The organism is Clostridium sp. UBA1056, from assembly GCA_002316385.1.
In the GTDB taxonomy this organism is placed as follows: domain Bacteria; phylum Bacillota; class Clostridia; order Clostridiales; family Clostridiaceae; genus Clostridium_J.
Genome location: DCDL01000061.1, coordinates 49,500 through 66,567 on the forward strand (window position 1 = coordinate 49,500; position 17,068 = coordinate 66,567).

Below are 17,068 nucleotides of genomic sequence, written 5' to 3' on the forward strand. Positions count from 1 at the left end.
AATCAATAATAAAATAGAGATTTATACAGAAAATCGTGAATTGGTAAAATAGTTAGAGATAAAAAGCAAAATAAGGAGGGAAATGATGTGTCTGTAGCTTGTGATGTAGATGTTAGAGAAGAGTTAATTAAAAAAAATATACCACTTGTAAAGTATATTGCGTCTAAGATTATCATAGGAAAAAATAAATATGTTGAATATGAAGATTTAATAAGTTATGGAATGATTGGACTTATGGATGCTATAAATAAGTATGACAACACTAAGGGGATGAAATTTTCTACCTATGCTGCCATAAGAATAAATGGAAGTATTATAGATGAAATAAGAAAAAATAGCCCGATATCCAAAAGAGCCATCGATAAACTTAATAGGTATAATAAGGTGGTAGAAGAACTACAAAATGAGCTTTACAGAGAGCCTAAAGATACTGAAGTAGCTAAAAGAATGGGAATAAGTCTAAAGGAGCTTACAGATATACAAGGTTATGTAAACTATATTTCAATGATGTCCTTAGAAACTATTTTATTTGGCGATGATGAAGAGATGTCGTTGCTCAATTCTATAGAAGATACTAAAAGTCCTTCTCCACAAAAGTCTTTGGAAGAAAAAGAAATGTTAGAGTATTTAAGAATGGGGCTAGATAATCTAAAGGAAAGAGATAGACTTATATTGAATTTATATTATTTTGAAAAGCTTACTTTAAGACAAGTAGGAGAGGTATTAGAGGTATCAGAATCAAGAGTTTGTCAATTACATAGTAGAGCTATTTTAAACCTAAGAAAGGAAATTGAGAGACTTCAATATGATATTAAGTCATAGGAAACAGGTGAATATATGTATATTTTATTAATTGCCATTGGAGTAACTTTAATTGCTCTAAATATAAAAGCCATAAGAAGAGATGAAAAGAACTTTAACAAAGCTATGGTAGAAGCAGAATCTAATGTAGATGAAGTAGATATGAGACTTGTGGAAATAAGAAGTGAATTTGCTAAAACAATTACTGAGTTACAAAGAGAAATAAGTGATTTAAAAAGAGAGAATTATGAAGAATCAAAAGATGGCTTTAAAATCTATGATGAACCTATTAACAATATGTCAGAAGAGAAGTGCAATAATTCTAAAGATGAATTATCAGAACATATGGACAAATTAAATGAAGATAATGAATTCATTGAAGAGGAATCAGTAGAGAATATAGACAGTTTAGATAAAAGTAATATCAATACTGAGTACATAAATACATTAATAGATAAGATCGACTCTTTGGATGATGATATTCTTATTCAAGTTGAAAATAAGGACAAATTAGCTGAGAAATTAAAAGAAGAAGAGAAAGACAGTAATCCTAAAAAAGGTATAAAGAGTAATAGCTTAAAAGTTGAAGATGTAAAAGAGCTATTGGGGCAAGGCTTAAGTGAAGATACTATCGCACAACGCCTTAGTATAGGAAAGGGTGAGGTCTTATTAATAAAGGAATTATACCTAAAATAAAAAAGTGTATAAATATTTTAAGTGATAGGAAAATCTTATTTGGTATAGGTATGGGTATAATATTAGGTGTACTTTTTACTATACCTATTAAAATAGACTATAAGCTTAGCGATGGTGAAATTGAAATACAAGCAAGAAAATTAGGAATGAGCTATCCAGATGAGATTAAAATAAATATAAAGGAAGGTGTAAATAATGATTAGAGGACTATACACAGTGGCTTCAGGAATAATTACTAGTGAAAAAAATCAAAGTGCTATTATGAACAATATGGCAAATATGAATACTACAGGGTATAAATCGCAGATATTGTCAATGAAGAGTTTCGATGATGTATACATTTCTAATAAGGATGGAAAAAATAATAGAAGAGTTAACATTGGAACTATGAGTAATGGAGTAGAGGTAAATGAACATACTACTAACTTTTCGCAGGGCAGTATAAGAGATACAGGTGTAAAAACTGATTTTGCGATTCAAGGAGAAGGTTTTTTTGTAGTTCAACGTCAAAGTGGTAATGGAGCTACAAATTATTATACAAGAGATGGTCACTTTGCAGTAGACACATCAGGATATCTAGTGACTTCAAGTGGAGATAGAGTCCTTGGTAGAAGTGGAAATGGACTAGCACCAATTTATATAGGAGAAGGAAGTGTTTCTGCTGATAATATTGGAAATATATCTGCGGATGACAGAATGGTAGGAAAATTAGCTGTGGTCGATTTTCCAAAGAACAATGAAGGAAACTATGAAAATTTAGATCAATTTACATATAACCTTTATGAAGGAACTAATCCAACCTTGGTTAATAATCCATATGTGGTTAATAGCGCTCTTGAAGGATCTAATGTCAGTGTAATAGAAGAAACTAATAATATGATGACAGTTATGAGAAACTTTGAAAGTAATACAACTGTATTAAAAATTTTAGACTCTACTTTAGATAAAGCTGTCAACGAAATAGGTACTGCTAGATAGTAGAAATATATAAATGAGAATTTGAGGAGTGAGTTTATGTACGGTATGTTTTACACAAATAGAAGTGCAATGCAAGCACAGCAGAATAAGCTAGATTTAGTATCAAACAATATAGCAAACGTAGGAACTGTTGGATATAAGAGATTATCATCTACATTCCAAGACCTTTATACTAGTTCTTTAGAGAGATTGGGAGTACCAACCTCTAAGAATGCAGATACTAAGCTTTATATTGGTACAGGAGTAAAATCCACTAATGAATCTAGAGTAAAAATTCAAGGAAGCCTAACAGAGACAAAATTATCTACAGACTTAGCTATAGATGGTAAAGGATTATTTAAGGTATATAAGCAAGATGGAAGTGTAGCTTATACTAGAAATGGAAATTTTAAAGTAGATGCTATAGGAACTTTAGTAGATAATAATGGATATAGATTATCGATAACTGATGGAGATGGTAAAGAAGTAAATGTACCAGAAGGTCCAATAAACTTTTCTAAAGATAAATTTTCTATAGATCCCAATGGAGCTCTATCTCTGGATAATGATGGATATCCTATAAAAATTGGGGATATTAAAACATATGAAACAATAGGTGATAGAGACTTTATTTCTGTAGGACAAAGTTTGTTTGTTCCAATAAAAGGAGCTACTGTACTGGAAACTACAGATAGAAACATTTATCAGGGATTTACAGAAAAATCAAATGTAGATGTATCTACGGAGATGACTGATATGATTGTAGCTCAAAGAGCCTTTCAATTAAATTCATCTGCTTTAAAAACTGCAGATGATATGTGGCATATGATAAATAATTTAAGATAGATATAGGAAGAGAAAAGAATGAAAGACTCAGTTTTTCATTCTTTTTTTATATTTTAAAACATATAATATACTATTAACAAAAGATAAACTTTAAATAAGAGGAGGGATATGATGGGGTAGGATATTTATTTGGATGTTTATTAAGTATATTATTTTGGAGGTTTGACCGTCATAGCTTAGTTATGAGAATCAGTTTTAAACTTAATGGAAAAATAAAAGATGAGGAATTATTACAAGGGATATATTTTATATTCATAGTAGCATTAGGAATAGTAGTAAATATCAGTTCTAAAAATGAACTAGTCAATGCTATTGTAGCTTTCTTTGTTATTGAAATAAGTAATAGTGAAGGGAAAACTGTAATTAAAAGATCGACTGAAAAAAAAGAGTTTTATAATACCTTATCTTTAATTAGTAAGTCACTGATTTGCGGTTTTTTAGCACCTTTAATCTATATTTTAATTATAGGTAATGGAGGTGGAGTCATGTATACGCTAATATATTATATTAGTGATGATAAAGAATTAAAATTTATGAATAGTATCTTGAATATGTTAAATCTTATTCCTACTCTTATAGGTGGAATGTTCTTATATATTATCTATGTACTTAGAAATAAAACCTTCAAAATTAATTTTAAAGGAGATTTTTTAATAAATTTATTTACTAATCCATTATTAAATATCTATATTTTAGCTGCATATATTGAATCTGTTAACTTTTACTATATACAGGATAAAGGAGTACATTATCTAAAGAGCTATGGAGTATACAAAGGAAAAATTGATGATTTGTCTGTTAAGGATTTTTTAACTGTGATATATGGAGTATGCTTTATTGTATATATTATATTTTGGATTTATATGATAAATAAAGGTTCAATGATAAAATTGTTAATCTCATGAAAATATTTTTATATTAATTAGAATAAAATTATATTATAATAGATGATATTTATTTGGAGCTATAGTAGACTTCTAAAAGAAAACCTTAATTAATCATTAGCTGATGAATAGAAACTAATAAGTATGAAAGTGAAGGGCACATCTTAAAATAAGATTTACCTTCACTTCTTAAATTTTTACAACTATTTAATTTGATTTATAACCTCTGTAAGTGGTGGAATAACTTGTTTTTTTCTAGAAACTATCTTATCAAGGTAAGCTGTTCCTTTATTTAACTTAATGTTAAATGCTCTAGAGAATACTTCTTTATGTTCACCGCAAACAATAAATAGAGAAGAGCTTTTAAATATGTCAGTAACCATAAGAATAATAATATCAAATTTACCTTGAGTTACTTTTTCATCCATAAGAGTTTTCAAATCATCAATAAGTGGACTAAAACCATCCATATAAGTAGTAGTTATTTGTCCAACTCCTACTTTAAAATTACCAATATTAAAGATTTTAAAATCTTGGTATAAAAGTTCCTTTGGACTTTTTCCTTCTAATGAAGTTCCAGCTTTAAACATCTCTTGAGCAAACTTTTCTATATCTATACTTGCAATCTCAGCTAATCTCTTTAGAATAATTTCGTCTACAATAGTTGCTGTTGGAGATTTTAATAGTAGAGTATCAGAAATAATAGCTCCACATAAAAGCCCAGCCACTTTTTTAGATGGTCTAATTCCATTTTCAAAGAATATGTTAGCAACTATGGTAGAAGTACTTCCTACAGGCTCATTTCTAAAATATATTGGTTGACCTGTTTGAATATCTCCTATTCTGTGATGATCAATAATTTCTAAGATATTTGCATCTTCAAGACCATCTACAGATTGAGTTTTTTCGTTATGATCCACTAGAATTACTTTCTTCCTTTGTTGAGTTATTAAGTGATATCTAGAGATACTTCCAACTACTGAACCATCTTCATCTAAAACAGGATAACTTCTATATCTAGTTTCTAGCATGATATCTTTGATATCTTCAATGAAGTCATTAGTGGAAAATGTAATTACATTATTTTTAGTCATTACATATTCTATAGGAATACTTTGAGGTATTAATCTAGCAGCAGTAAAAGAGTCATACGGAGTACTAATTATAGTACAACCTTTTTCTTTAGCTAGCTCAATAATTTTTTCAGAAGGAGTAGTATTATTAGTAATAATCATTAATCTAGCATTACACTTTAATACAAACTCCTGAACTACCTCACGATCACCACAGATACAAATATCCTCTGCTTCTATTAGGTTTCTATCATTTGGCTCCATCATAGAAACTACAACTTTTCCTTTAAGCTCTAAATTTTCATCTGATAAGTAGACAATCTGAGCGGATAGAGTTTCTAAAATGTTACTAAGTTTTGTTTTACTTTTAGCTAAAACATAATTGTCCCATATATCTAGATAGCTAGAAGCTAAATTTGATACAGATACGATTCCAGCTAGTTTTTCATTAGGATATATAACTGGAAGAGTCTTAATGTTTTTCTTTTTCATTATAGACCAAGCCATTTTTAAAGAAATATCTGAAGCAATAGGAGCTACTGTATCTATTTTTAAATCCACAATTTGAGGTTTTACGGTTTGAACAAGCTGTGGTGGCTCAACTCCAAAGTAATCTAGGATAAATTGAGTTTCTCTACTAATTTCTCCTAGTCTAATTGGAATAGCATTAATTCGTTGAGTTTTATTTTTAAACTCCGAATATGCAATTGCTGCACATATAGAATCAGAATCAGGATTTCTATGTCCTGTTATATATACTTTATCTCTCATGAATAACCTTCCTTTGTACTATCTATTTTATAATTAGTATTTTAAATGTTTATTTACTTTATGTAAAGTTAAAGTTTTCATATCATGATGGGATGGTACATATATTTTAATGAAAGATTATTTCTAACTATAAATAAAAATAAATTGTTAAGGGGGAGAAAATGTGAATGCTAAAGAATATAGAGGCCTATCTACTAATGAAATAGAAGATAGACTAAAGGAGTATGGATTAAATGAATTACAAAGTAAAAAAAGAGTATCACCTATAAAAATATTCTTATCTCAATTTAATGACTTGATTACTTGGATATTGATGGTAGCAACTTTGATATCAGGTTTTATGGGCGATAAAGCAGATGCTATAACTATTTTAATAATTATAATAATGAATGGAATTTTAGGTTTTGTACAAGAGTATAAAACAGAAAAATCTTTGGAGCAGTTGAAAAAACTATCATCACCTACAGCTAAGGTAATAAGAAATGGAAAAATTGAGGTTATAAATTCTATATACTTAGTACCGGGAGATTTAGTTATAATGGAAAGTGGAGATAGAATACCTGCAGATAGTATATTAGTTGAAGGAAATAATCTTATGATGGACGAATCTCTTCTAACTGGTGAGTCAGTAGGAGTGCACAAGAGTCCAGATGATAGCGATAATAATATATATATGGGAACTATTGTTTTAACCGGGAGAGGAAAGGCCAAGGTATATGGAACTGGTATGAACACTGAGATGGGTAGAATAGCTCATATGCTTCATTCTATAGAAGATGAGCCTTCTCCATTAAAGGAAAGATTAAATGCCCTTGGAAAAGTACTTGTAGCTCTTTGCTTGGCTATATGTGCTGTGGTAACTTTTTTAGGTATCTATAGAGGAGAGAATGTCTATGACATGTTTTTATCTGGAGTTAGTTTAGCTGTTGCAGCAATTCCAGAGGGATTATCAGCTATAGTAACTGTTGCCCTTGCTTTAGGAGTATCTAGAATGCTTAAAAGAAATGCTTTAATAAGAAAGTTGCCAGCAGTTGAAACTTTGGGATGTACTTCTGTAATATGTAGTGACAAGACTGGAACCTTAACAGAAAATAGGATGACAGTAACAGCACTACTACACAATGGAAAAATCCATGACATTGATGAAGATAAAAGCTTTGACCATGATATCTTAAGAAAAATATTTGTGTATTGTAATGATTGTAACTATAACTATTCAGTTAATTCTATGGAAAAGGCTTTAATGGGAGATCCTACAGAAACTGCCTTAATAAAAGGATTCTTTAAAAAGATTTCTGATGTAGAAGCCTTTAATAATAAAGTAGAAAGAATTTTTGATATACCTTTTGATTCTACAAGAAAAATGATGACAGTAATTGTTAAGGATAAGACTACTAGGAAGGATACATGTTATGTTAAGGGAGCTCCAGAAAGAGTTTTAGATAGATGCTCACATATATTAGTAAATGGAAGAGTAGAGCCATTAACTATTCCTTATAGAAAAAGTGTGGAAAAGCTTATTGATGATATGTCCTTCAGAGCTCTTAGATGTATTGCAGGTGCGTATAAGGAGGATAATTTAATTAAGGGAGATAAGGTGGAGAATGGTTTAGTTTTTGTAGGTGTAGCTGGAATCATAGATCCACCAAGAAAAGAAGTAAAGGATGCAGTTTTAAGATGTAGAGTTGCAGGGATAAAGCCTGTTATGATTACAGGGGATCATAAGAATACAGCATTTGCAATAGGAAAGGATTTAAATATCTGTAGTGAGAGTAAGGAAGTAATTACAGGAGCTGAACTTGATAGAATAAGTGATAAAGAACTTGAAAAATCTATAGATAATTATAGAATATTTGCAAGAGTTAGTCCTAAACATAAATTAAGAATAGTAAAGGCCTTTAAAAGTAGAGGTAATATTGTAGCAATGACTGGTGATGGAGTTAATGATGCACCTGCTATTAAAGAAGCTGATATTGGAATAGCTATGGGGATTTCAGGAACAGATGTAACGAAAGAAGCTGCATCAATGATATTATTAGATGATAATTTTGATACCATTGTAACTGCGGTAGAAGAGGGAAGAGTTATATATGATAACATTAGAAAGTTTATAAGATATCTGTTATCTTGTAACTTAGGTGAAGTGTTAACTATGTTCTTAGCTTCATTGTTTTATTTAGAAGTGCCACTACTTCCAATTCAAATTTTATTTGTAAATTTAGTTACTGATGGTCTTCCAGCTATAGCTCTTGGTGTAGATCCTCCAGATAAAAATATAATGTATGAAAAGCCAAGACAAAAGGGAGAAAGTGTCTTTGCAAGAGGGCTAAAAGAAAAGATATTAATTAGAGGAGCTTTAATTGGAGTTTGTACTGTTCTCGCATTTCTAGCAGGTAAATACTATGGATATACATTAGAAGTTTGTAGAACTTTAGCTCTTGGAACTTTGATTTGCTCTCAGTTAATTCATGTATTTGAATGTAGAAGTGAAAAGTATTCTTTGTTTGAAATCAATCCATTCACTAATATGTATCTAATTGGTTCAGTTACTATTTCTATAATAGCACTTCTATTAATAATTTATGTACCTATACTACAAGGTATATTCCATACTATGCCTATAGGTGTTGGTCAGTGGGCAATTATAGTATTTTTCTCAGGAATAATATCCTTTATTAATAGCATTGCTACCTTTGTAGGAAATAGATCATAGTAATTGGCTATACATCAGATAAAACTTAATATATCCACGTGTAAATAGTCTCTTATCATAAAATATATAAATTATTTTATGATAAGGGATTATTTTATTTGGATATTTTTTACTTAATATAAATAGGCCAATGGTTATAGTTTCTAGATTATGAATTTTTGTTTATATCCTGTGTACATTACTTTAAATTATGCTATTCTTATAATTAAATTGCATTCTAATTATAAGAGAGTTATGTTTCCTCTAGGCGATCCAAATCTAGTAGTACCAATAGATTGAAAGCTCAAGAACATAAAAATATAAAAACATACGAAAGATTAATGAAATAAATAATGATTTTATTCGTATATATTAATTATTATAAAGAAAATTCTAAGAGTATCGATAGATATAATAGCTATAAAATTAGGAGGACTATTATGGAGCAACATAAGAGAAGCTTATTAATACCACAATACTTTAAGAATTTTACTTGTATAGGATCTGACTGTGAAGATAGTTGCTGTATTGGATGGAGAGTAGATATTGATCATAATACATACAAAAAATATAGAAGTTTAAAAGATAGTAAGTTAACTCCTTTAATAAAGAAAAATATATCCAGAAATCGTTCTGGTAATAATGAAAGTACCTATGCAAAAATCAATTTAGAAGAAGGTCGCTGTCCATTTTTGGATGAGAAGAAGTTATGTAAAATTCAGTTAGAGAAAGGGCACACTTATTTATCAAATGTGTGCACTGTATATCCAAGGATAACAAATAGCATAGATGGAACTTTAGAGAAATCTCTTACTATGTCATGTCCTCAAGCTGTAAGGATTGCATTATTAAATCCACAACCTATGGAATTTGATCAATGTGATGAATCAGTGGATACAACTAATATCATATTCCATAAATTTAATGTTAATGATATTAATATGTTACCAAAAGGAAGTAAATACTTTTGGGATCTAAGAATATTCACAATATCTATATTACAAAACAGAGATTATGAAATTTGGGAGAGATTGATTATATTAGGACTGTTTACCCAAAAAGTTCAAGAAGTTATTGATAACAACAAAATAAACAATATACCTGAAGTGATAGAATTATACTCTAGCTACATTGAAAAAGGTATATTAAAGTGTAATCTAAAAGAAATTCCAACTGAAAGTTTTATTCAAATGAAACTACTAAAAGAAATTGCTGATATAAAAATTTTAAGTGGAGCAAATAGTAGACGATATAAAGAGTGTTTTTTAGAATTTTTAAATGGAATGAATTATGACGATGCTGTGAAGATAGATGAAATATGGCATAGATATACAAGTGCCTATGAAAACTACTATTCGCCATTTATAAATCAGCATGATTATATACTGGAAAATTATATAGTAAACCATGTATTTAAAAATGCCTTCCCTTTAACAAATTCCAAATCGATGTTTAATGCATATATGATGCTAGTAATACACTATTCGCTAATAAAAATGCACTTAGTAGGAATTTCTGCATATAATAAAGGGTTAACAGTTGAATTAGTGGTAAAATTAATTCAATCATTTTCAAAAACTGTAGAGCATAACTCAACTTATTTAAAAAATATTGAAAATTTAATGGAAAGCAATGGATTTAATACTATGGCTTATATGGCTATATTGTTAAAAAATTAGGTTTGGGAAAATGAAGAAAATATTATACTATTTATATTGAATGTATCTATATAAAAAATGCCTTATTGTAAAAATGTTTATACATTTTGCAATAAGGTATTTTTATCTTTTTTTCTTATAGTAATACATAACCGTTCTTTTGAAAGCTACATTTTTATCTAGAGATAAGATAATAAGTTTATCACACTTTAATTTACTTCCTTTTTAATTTGTAAAAAATAAACTTTTAATTAAAATTATCTAATTTTGCTTTTAAAGTTCTGTTATATATGATAATTACATAGTACAACTGTTATCTAACACCTTCATATAGGATAGATGTGTTATAGTCTCTATAGATCAGATAAAATTAGCAAATATTGATGCTCCAACTACTGTGAGTAATCCAGATACTACTATGGCTAGGCTACTCATAGCACCTTCAATTTCTCCCATTTCCATTGCCTTTGCAGTTCCAATGGCATGGGAAGCTGTTCCTATGGCAATTCCTTTGGCAATGGGCTCATGGATATGAAAAATCTTACAAGTTATTTCAGCAATTATATTTCCAAGGATACCAGTTACAATAATAACAGCTACTGTAATTGTTACAATCCCATTTAGCTCTTCTGAAATTCCCATGCCTATAGCCGTAGTAATTGACTTTGGCAGTAATGTTACATATTGCTCATGGGTAAACTGAAAAACCAAAGAAAATAAAAATATGCTGGTTAGACTAGATACTACCCCTGAAAAAATTCCTAGCATAATAGCTTTTAAATTATTTTTTAGCAAATCAAGTTGTTGATATAGTGGAATTGCCAAACATACCGTAGCAGGAGTTAATAAATAGCTTAAATATTTTGCTCCATTATTATAACTTTCAAAATCTACTCCATAAATAACAACAGTTATCATTACAAATATAATGGAAATAAGTAAAGGATTAAAAATTGCCTTATTAAATTTTTTCTTTAAGAATAAACCTAGTTCATATCCAACAATACTAACTACTACTCCAAAGAATACTGAATTACATAATAAATCTTTCAATTTTTATTCCTTCTTTCTAACTTAATAATTAGTTGAGTAACTTTACCTGTTATAGCCATAACAATTATTGTAGTTAAGATAGTTATGATAATAACAGGAATAAAGATATCTTTAAGCATGTCCCAAGAAACTAGTAAACCAACTGCTGCAGGTATAAACATTAAGGGCATAATTTCTATCAAAAAAGTTCCTGTATCTTTTACTTGATCAAGGGAAATTATCTTTGTTTTTAGTAGGAAAAGCATGATAATTAAACCATATATACTTGCTGGAATAGGTAAAGGAATAAAATATTTTAGTACTTCTCCAACAAAAGTCACTGTTAAGATAATCCCAAATTGCCGAATATATTTCATATAAACATCCCTTTCTAAATTGGTGCTACCAATTTAGAATTGTACATCCTTTTTTTCATCCTGTCAAATTGAAGAAAATAAAAAATAGTGACTAATTGCCACTATTTTTTTCGTTAATTAAACTTTCATCAATAATATCATAATGTTCATTAATTGCTTCAATACCCATAGATAAATCCTTTTGTACCAGACTTTCAAGTATTTTTTTATGTAATTTTATAAAAGGATTTTTTTCGTTTTTTAAGGTTCCATTAAGTACATATTCTATAAATTGTTCACAGATCTCTGATAATGACTGCATAATACTCAACATTAAATCATTTTTACACAGAGCTACAATAGTATAGTGAAATTCTTTATCTAAAGTAGCTTGCTGTATTTCATTGCATACATACATTTTATTCACTAAGAGGTTTAATGAAGATAAATCATCTTCTGTAATTATATTCATTGCAAGCGATAGAGCTTGTATTTCAATTCCGCGTCTCAATTGGCTAATTTCAAGATAATCTACTCGCTTCATTAAAACCATCATGGATAGAGAATCAGTAAAACTTTTTCCTATATTGCCTACTAAATAATTACCAGAGCCATGACGACTTTCTATTATACCCATATTCTCCATAATTTTTATTGCTTCTCGTATAGAATTTCTACTTAAACTTAATATTTCTGATAATTCACGCTCTGTGGGAAGCTTATCACCCAAAGATAGTTGTTCATTTAAAAGTAGTTTTTTAATATGCTGAATTACTTTCAGGTATGCTTTATTTTCAGTTTCCATAAATTTCACCTTACTATATTTATTTGATTTAAAAACTGTACAAATTTAATTTATAGTATCATTTGTATGATAGTAATCACTTTAACAATTATATTATAATTACAGTTATTGTTAATTATCTAATTGATTAATAAACTTTAAGTATAATTTTACAAGTATTATAAGTGTATAATGATAATCTTGTTAAATACTTTAATATACTAAAGTATCATAATTAATGATTAAAGCACAGGATATAATTGATATCCTGTGCTTTAAATTTGAAAGAAATTATAAACTTTCATATTATGTGACCTTAAAAGAAGCTATTTTACTATTTAAATCTTCTATCTTGTCTTACTCTCTGTATTCTCTTTTGACCACCCTCAACAGGAACTAAGTCTCTTTTAGTTGTAAGATTCATAACATTCATTATGCTTATATAGTCTTTAAATTTCTTTTTCTTCTTTTTCTTTTTAGAATAGTCAGGTTTTAAACCTTGAACAACTAAAGAATGACCTTGAGATACGGGGATAAATTCTGGCTTTTTAAACCATCTTTTTTTCTTATAAATACAAGTTGCTATAGTTCTAACATTATCTTGCTTTATTACGATAGTAACAATAATAGTATTTAAAATTCCAAGAAAAGATTTTTCTTCTGTCTTTACAGATAAGGCTCTTCCCTGAACTTGAGTTATTCTATCGCCGTATTTATTTATAAAAGCGCTAGAATAACTTTGTGATAATTTGTCTTTGAATCCCATATGAATAACTCCTTTACATGAAGAATAAATAACTAAGTATAATATCTGACCATATGTAAGTGTATAATATTACACAATATCATTATTATATAATAATTAAGTTGTTATAACAAGTTTATGTTTAATTTTTAAAAATTATATCAATAATTTTTAGGTTTTTGTTCCCAAAGTCCTTTTATAAGAATATTAATATACTAAATGATTTTATTTGGGAGGACAGTATGAAAAGAGTTTTAAAACCCAGTGAAGTTTTGTATGATTTTAAACTTGTTGAAGATAGAGAAATAGAAGGCGAATTTATAATGCCACAATATAAAGATGTATATAATAAAATTAAAACCTCACTTCTTTTAGATGCTGAAGGTTACAATATTTACTTGGTTGATGAGTTTTGCAAGGATAGGGTTAAACATATTATAAAGTATGTAAAACATATATTGAAGGATGGAAATCCACCAAAGGATATATGCTATGTTATAAAAGGAAATTCTAATGAACCTGTTTCTTTATTTGTTAATAATGGATACGGAAATAAGCTTAAAAAGATAGTAAATAAAATTCAAGAATTTTATGCAGAAAGTATATTTAAATTTTATAATGGTATTGATAATAAAGAAAAAGATCAATTGATTAATACTATAAAAGACAGACGTAGCAAAATAATAGGAGATTTAATTAAAGTTTCTAGAGAATTTGGCTTTAACATAAAAGCCAGTGGAGATGGATTTACATTTATACCACTAATTGATGGAAAAGAGATGACAGAGGATGAGTATGATAATCTTAAAGAAGAAGAAAAAATTGATATATTAAATAAAGTTGATGAATTAAAAGTAAGTACTAATGATATATTAGAAAAGCTAAGAAATATGAAAAATGGTGAAATAAATAGAATTAGAGAAATAATGGATAACTTCTTTAAAGAAGAAATGAGTGAATTAAATATAGAAATAGAAGAAGAATTTAAAGATGATAGTGAGGCCAAGGCATATATTCACTACTTAATTACGGAGATTAAGGGCAAATTGGAGGAAAATTACTCTATCAATTACGAAGATGATGAAGAAGGCATAAGAGACATTATATATAAATATGATGTAAATGTAATTGTTGATAATTCAGAAATTACACATCCACCTGTAATCTTTGAAGAGGATCCTAGTGTATCTAATCTTTTTGGTTCTATAGATTATGAAAATCATAATAACATATATGTATCCACAGTAAAATCTATAAGAGCAGGTAGTTATGTAAAAGCTAATGGAGGATGCTTAGTTTTGAGAGCTAGTAGTCTATTGAGCAATTCTCAGTCTTATTACTATTTAAAGAGAGCTATAATATCAGAAAAGGTAGATTTAGATTATAATAGAGGATATATAGAGCTTTTTACTTTAGGTAGCCTAAAACCGGTACCTATGCCAATTAATACAAAAGTAATAATAATTGGTGATTATGATATTTATGACGCTCTATATAATTATGATAAAGAATTTAGAACTATATTTAAGACTAGGGCTGATTATAAAGGAGTATTAAAGGTAGATGATGGTGTTAAAGCCGTATTATTAAAAGAAATAAATAGAGCAGTTCAAAAAAATAATATTAAGCCTATAACTTCTAGTGGCGTAAGAGAAATTACAAAATTTTTATCTAGAAAGGCAGAGAATAAAAATAAGATATATTTTGATCATGAGGAATTATCAAACCTTATAATACAAGCTAATTATAGGGCAATAGAATACGAAAGAGAATTCATTGACGGTGAAGATGTAGAACAGATCGCATATAAAAAGGAAACTATAGAAAGTAGTTATCTAGAACTATACAATGAAAAAAAGTTACTGTTAGATGTTGTAGGAAGTAAGATAGGACAAATTAATGGACTTTCAGTAATTGATACAGGTTATACAAGTTTTGGTAGGCCTATTAAGATAACCTGCACTTGCTTTAAGGGTGAAGGAAAAATTATAGATGCTCAGAGAGAGTCAAATCTCAGTGGTAAAATTCATACAAAAGGAATTAGTATTCTAAAAGGTTATATTAATAACATCAATGGAGGGTATAAAACTTTACCTGTAGATTTTAATCTTAGTTTTGAACAGTTATATGGAGTTATAGATGGTGATAGTGCCTCAGTAGCTGAAGCAATATCTATAATATCTGCACTTTGTAAGCTTCCTATTAAACAAAACATTGCTATTACTGGTTCTATAAATCAGTTTGGACAGGTACAGCCCATAGGAGGTGTAAACGAAAAGATTGAGGGTTTTTTTGAGGTGTGCAAGATTATGGGTGATGTAGAGGAGAGTGGAGTAGTAATTCCCTTATCTAACAAAGATGATTTAGTACTCTCAAGAGAAGTTGAAAAAGCAATATTCGAAGGGAAATTTAAAATATATACCATGGAGACTGTAGAGGATGCCATGGAATTAATGTTTGATGCAGAAGAAATTAATATGGATAAGATAATAGAGATAATAGATAATCAATGTACTGAATACGAGAAAAAATAATATTAAAAACCTATGATTAACTTCATAGGTTTTTTGCTATATAAAAATTAAAGTTTATAAAATTATATTATACATTAAATCTAAAGTTAACTACATCTCCATCTTGCATTATATAGTCTTTTCCTTCAAGTCTATAGAAGCCTTTTTCTTTAGCAGCAGCTTCAGATCCACATTCAATTAATTTATCAAAGGAAATTACCTCTGCACGAATAAATCCACGCTCTATGTCACTATGAATTTTACCAGCAGCCGCAGGAGCTTTTGTACCTATTTTAATTGTCCAAGCTCTTACCTCTTGAACACCAGCAGTTAAGTAGCTCATTAATCCAAGAAGCTTATAGCTAGCACGGATTAATTTATCAAGACCTGATTCTTGAAGACCATATTCTGAAAGTAAATCTTTCTTTTCTTCGTCATCTAAAGTAGATAATTCCTCTTCTAGTTTAGCGCAAACTATTATGATTTCTGAGTTTTCATTAGCAGCATAGGCTTCAACTTCTTTTACCATATCATTTTCTCCGCCACATTCCATTAAGTCATCTTCACTTACATTACAAGCATATAATACAGGTTTAGAAGTTATTAAGAATAGAGACTTAACAAATTCTTCTTCTTCTTCAGTAAATTCTAAAGTTCTAACAGGATTATTAGCTTCAAGTTGCTTTTTTAATTTTTCCATGATAGCATACTCAGCTTTAGCAGTTTTATCGCCTGAACGTACTAGTTTGATAGACTTTTCCATTCTTCTTTCTAATACTTCTAAATCAGAAAAGATTAATTCTAGATTAATAGTTTCAATATCTCTTATAGGTGATACAGAGCCTTCTACATGAACAACATTGTCATCTTTAAAGCATCTAACAGTATGAACTATTGCAGCTACTTCTCTTATATGGGATAAAAACTTGTTTCCAAGACCTTCACCTTTACTTGCTCCCTTAACTAAACCTGCTATATCATAGAATTCGATAGCTGTATGTACTTGCTTTTTAGAGTTATATAATTTTTGTAATACATCAAGGCGGTTATCTGGGACACTAACTACTCCTATGTTTGGCTCTATAGTACAAAATGGATAATTAGCAGATTCTGCTCCAGCCTTTGTAATAGCATTAAATAATGTACTTTTTCCTACGTTAGGTAAACCTACTATTCCTAATTTCATAAAATATTCGTCCTTTCTATGTAAACCCTGGGGCTTAATACTTAAAAATTTCATTCTTTTCAATTATACTCTAC

At 28.9% G+C, this 17,068-nt stretch carries 15 protein-coding genes; 9 read left to right on the forward strand and 6 right to left on the reverse strand.

Annotation, left to right across the window (positions count from 1 at the left end):
- Window positions 1-87: 87 nt before the first annotated feature.
- The 6 genes from B3W71_RS17390 (at window position 88) to B3W71_RS17415 (ending at window position 4,205) form a co-directional block, all read left to right on the forward strand.
- Window positions 88-822: a FliA/WhiG family RNA polymerase sigma factor gene (locus B3W71_RS17390; RefSeq protein WP_346890202.1), complete on the forward strand. Its 735-nt coding sequence runs from the start codon at window positions 88-90 to the stop codon at window positions 820-822.
- Window positions 823-837: 15 nt separating this feature from the next.
- Window positions 838-1,497 (forward strand): hypothetical protein, encoded by a 660-nt coding sequence (locus B3W71_RS17395; protein ID WP_346890203.1) that lies wholly within the window; start codon window positions 838-840, stop codon window positions 1,495-1,497.
- Between the two features lie 50 nt (window positions 1,498-1,547).
- A complete protein-coding gene (locus B3W71_RS17400; RefSeq protein ID WP_346890204.1) occupies window positions 1,548-1,700 on the forward strand; it encodes a hypothetical protein in 153 nt (50 codons plus the stop codon).
- Entirely contained in the window at window positions 1,693-2,475 is a 783-nt protein-coding gene (locus B3W71_RS17405) for a flagellar hook-basal body complex protein (RefSeq protein ID WP_346890205.1), read from the forward strand. Before B3W71_RS17400 ends, B3W71_RS17405 begins: the two co-directional genes overlap by 8 nt.
- A gap of 36 nt (window positions 2,476-2,511) precedes the next feature.
- The gene (locus tag B3W71_RS17410) at window positions 2,512-3,300 is read left to right on the forward strand and encodes a flagellar hook-basal body complex protein (RefSeq protein ID WP_346890206.1); all 789 of its coding nucleotides are present in this window, start codon (window positions 2,512-2,514) and stop codon (window positions 3,298-3,300) included.
- A 182-nt stretch (window positions 3,301-3,482) separates the two neighbouring features.
- On the forward strand, window positions 3,483-4,205 hold the full coding sequence (locus B3W71_RS17415; RefSeq protein WP_346890207.1) for a hypothetical protein: 723 nt from the start codon (window positions 3,483-3,485) through the stop codon (window positions 4,203-4,205).
- Window positions 4,206-4,387: 182 nt separating this feature from the next.
- On the opposite strand, the gene B3W71_RS17420 is transcribed toward B3W71_RS17415, so the two are convergent.
- On the reverse strand, window positions 4,388-6,028 hold the full coding sequence (locus tag B3W71_RS17420) for a putative manganese-dependent inorganic diphosphatase (RefSeq protein WP_346890208.1): 1,641 nt from the start codon (window positions 6,026-6,028) through the stop codon (window positions 4,388-4,390).
- A 163-nt stretch (window positions 6,029-6,191) separates the two neighbouring features.
- Here B3W71_RS17420 and B3W71_RS17425 point away from each other — a divergent pair, with 163 nt between their 5' ends.
- Both B3W71_RS17425 and fliB read left to right on the forward strand, forming a co-directional pair.
- Complete coding sequence (locus B3W71_RS17425) at window positions 6,192-8,741, forward strand: calcium-translocating P-type ATPase, PMCA-type (RefSeq protein ID WP_346890209.1); 2,550 nt, start codon at window positions 6,192-6,194, stop codon at window positions 8,739-8,741.
- A gap of 419 nt (window positions 8,742-9,160) precedes the next feature.
- On the forward strand, window positions 9,161-10,399 hold the full coding sequence (gene fliB / locus B3W71_RS17430; RefSeq protein WP_346890210.1) for a flagellin lysine-N-methylase: 1,239 nt from the start codon (window positions 9,161-9,163) through the stop codon (window positions 10,397-10,399).
- 339 nt (window positions 10,400-10,738) lie between these two features.
- Here fliB and B3W71_RS17435 read toward each other — a convergent pair whose 3' ends face one another.
- From B3W71_RS17435 to B3W71_RS17450, 4 genes are all read right to left on the reverse strand, one after another.
- Window positions 10,739-11,431 (reverse strand): LrgB family protein, encoded by a 693-nt coding sequence (locus B3W71_RS17435; RefSeq protein WP_346890211.1) that lies wholly within the window; start codon window positions 11,429-11,431, stop codon window positions 10,739-10,741.
- Window positions 11,428-11,787, reverse strand: coding sequence for a CidA/LrgA family protein (locus B3W71_RS17440; protein ID WP_346890212.1), 360 nt, complete (start codon window positions 11,785-11,787; stop codon window positions 11,428-11,430). The genes B3W71_RS17435 and B3W71_RS17440 overlap by 4 nt, the downstream gene beginning before the upstream one ends.
- Window positions 11,788-11,878: 91 nt before the next feature.
- Window positions 11,879-12,571: a FadR/GntR family transcriptional regulator gene (locus B3W71_RS17445; RefSeq protein ID WP_346890213.1), complete on the reverse strand. Its 693-nt coding sequence runs from the start codon at window positions 12,569-12,571 to the stop codon at window positions 11,879-11,881.
- Between the two features lie 313 nt (window positions 12,572-12,884).
- A complete protein-coding gene (locus tag B3W71_RS17450; protein WP_346890214.1) occupies window positions 12,885-13,316 on the reverse strand; it encodes a hypothetical protein in 432 nt (143 codons plus the stop codon).
- Window positions 13,317-13,537: 221 nt separating this feature from the next.
- Between B3W71_RS17450 and B3W71_RS17455 the strand changes: the two genes are divergently transcribed.
- Window positions 13,538-15,829 carry an AAA family ATPase gene (locus B3W71_RS17455; protein ID WP_346890215.1) on the forward strand — a complete coding sequence of 764 codons (2,292 nt, stop codon included), beginning with the start codon at window positions 13,538-13,540 and terminating at the stop codon, window positions 15,827-15,829.
- 67 nt (window positions 15,830-15,896) lie between these two features.
- Here B3W71_RS17455 and ychF read toward each other — a convergent pair whose 3' ends face one another.
- Window positions 15,897-16,994, reverse strand: a complete 1,098-nt coding sequence (ychF, locus tag B3W71_RS17460; RefSeq protein ID WP_346890216.1) for a redox-regulated ATPase YchF — start codon at window positions 16,992-16,994, stop codon at window positions 15,897-15,899.
- Window positions 16,995-17,068: the final 74 nt, after the last annotated feature.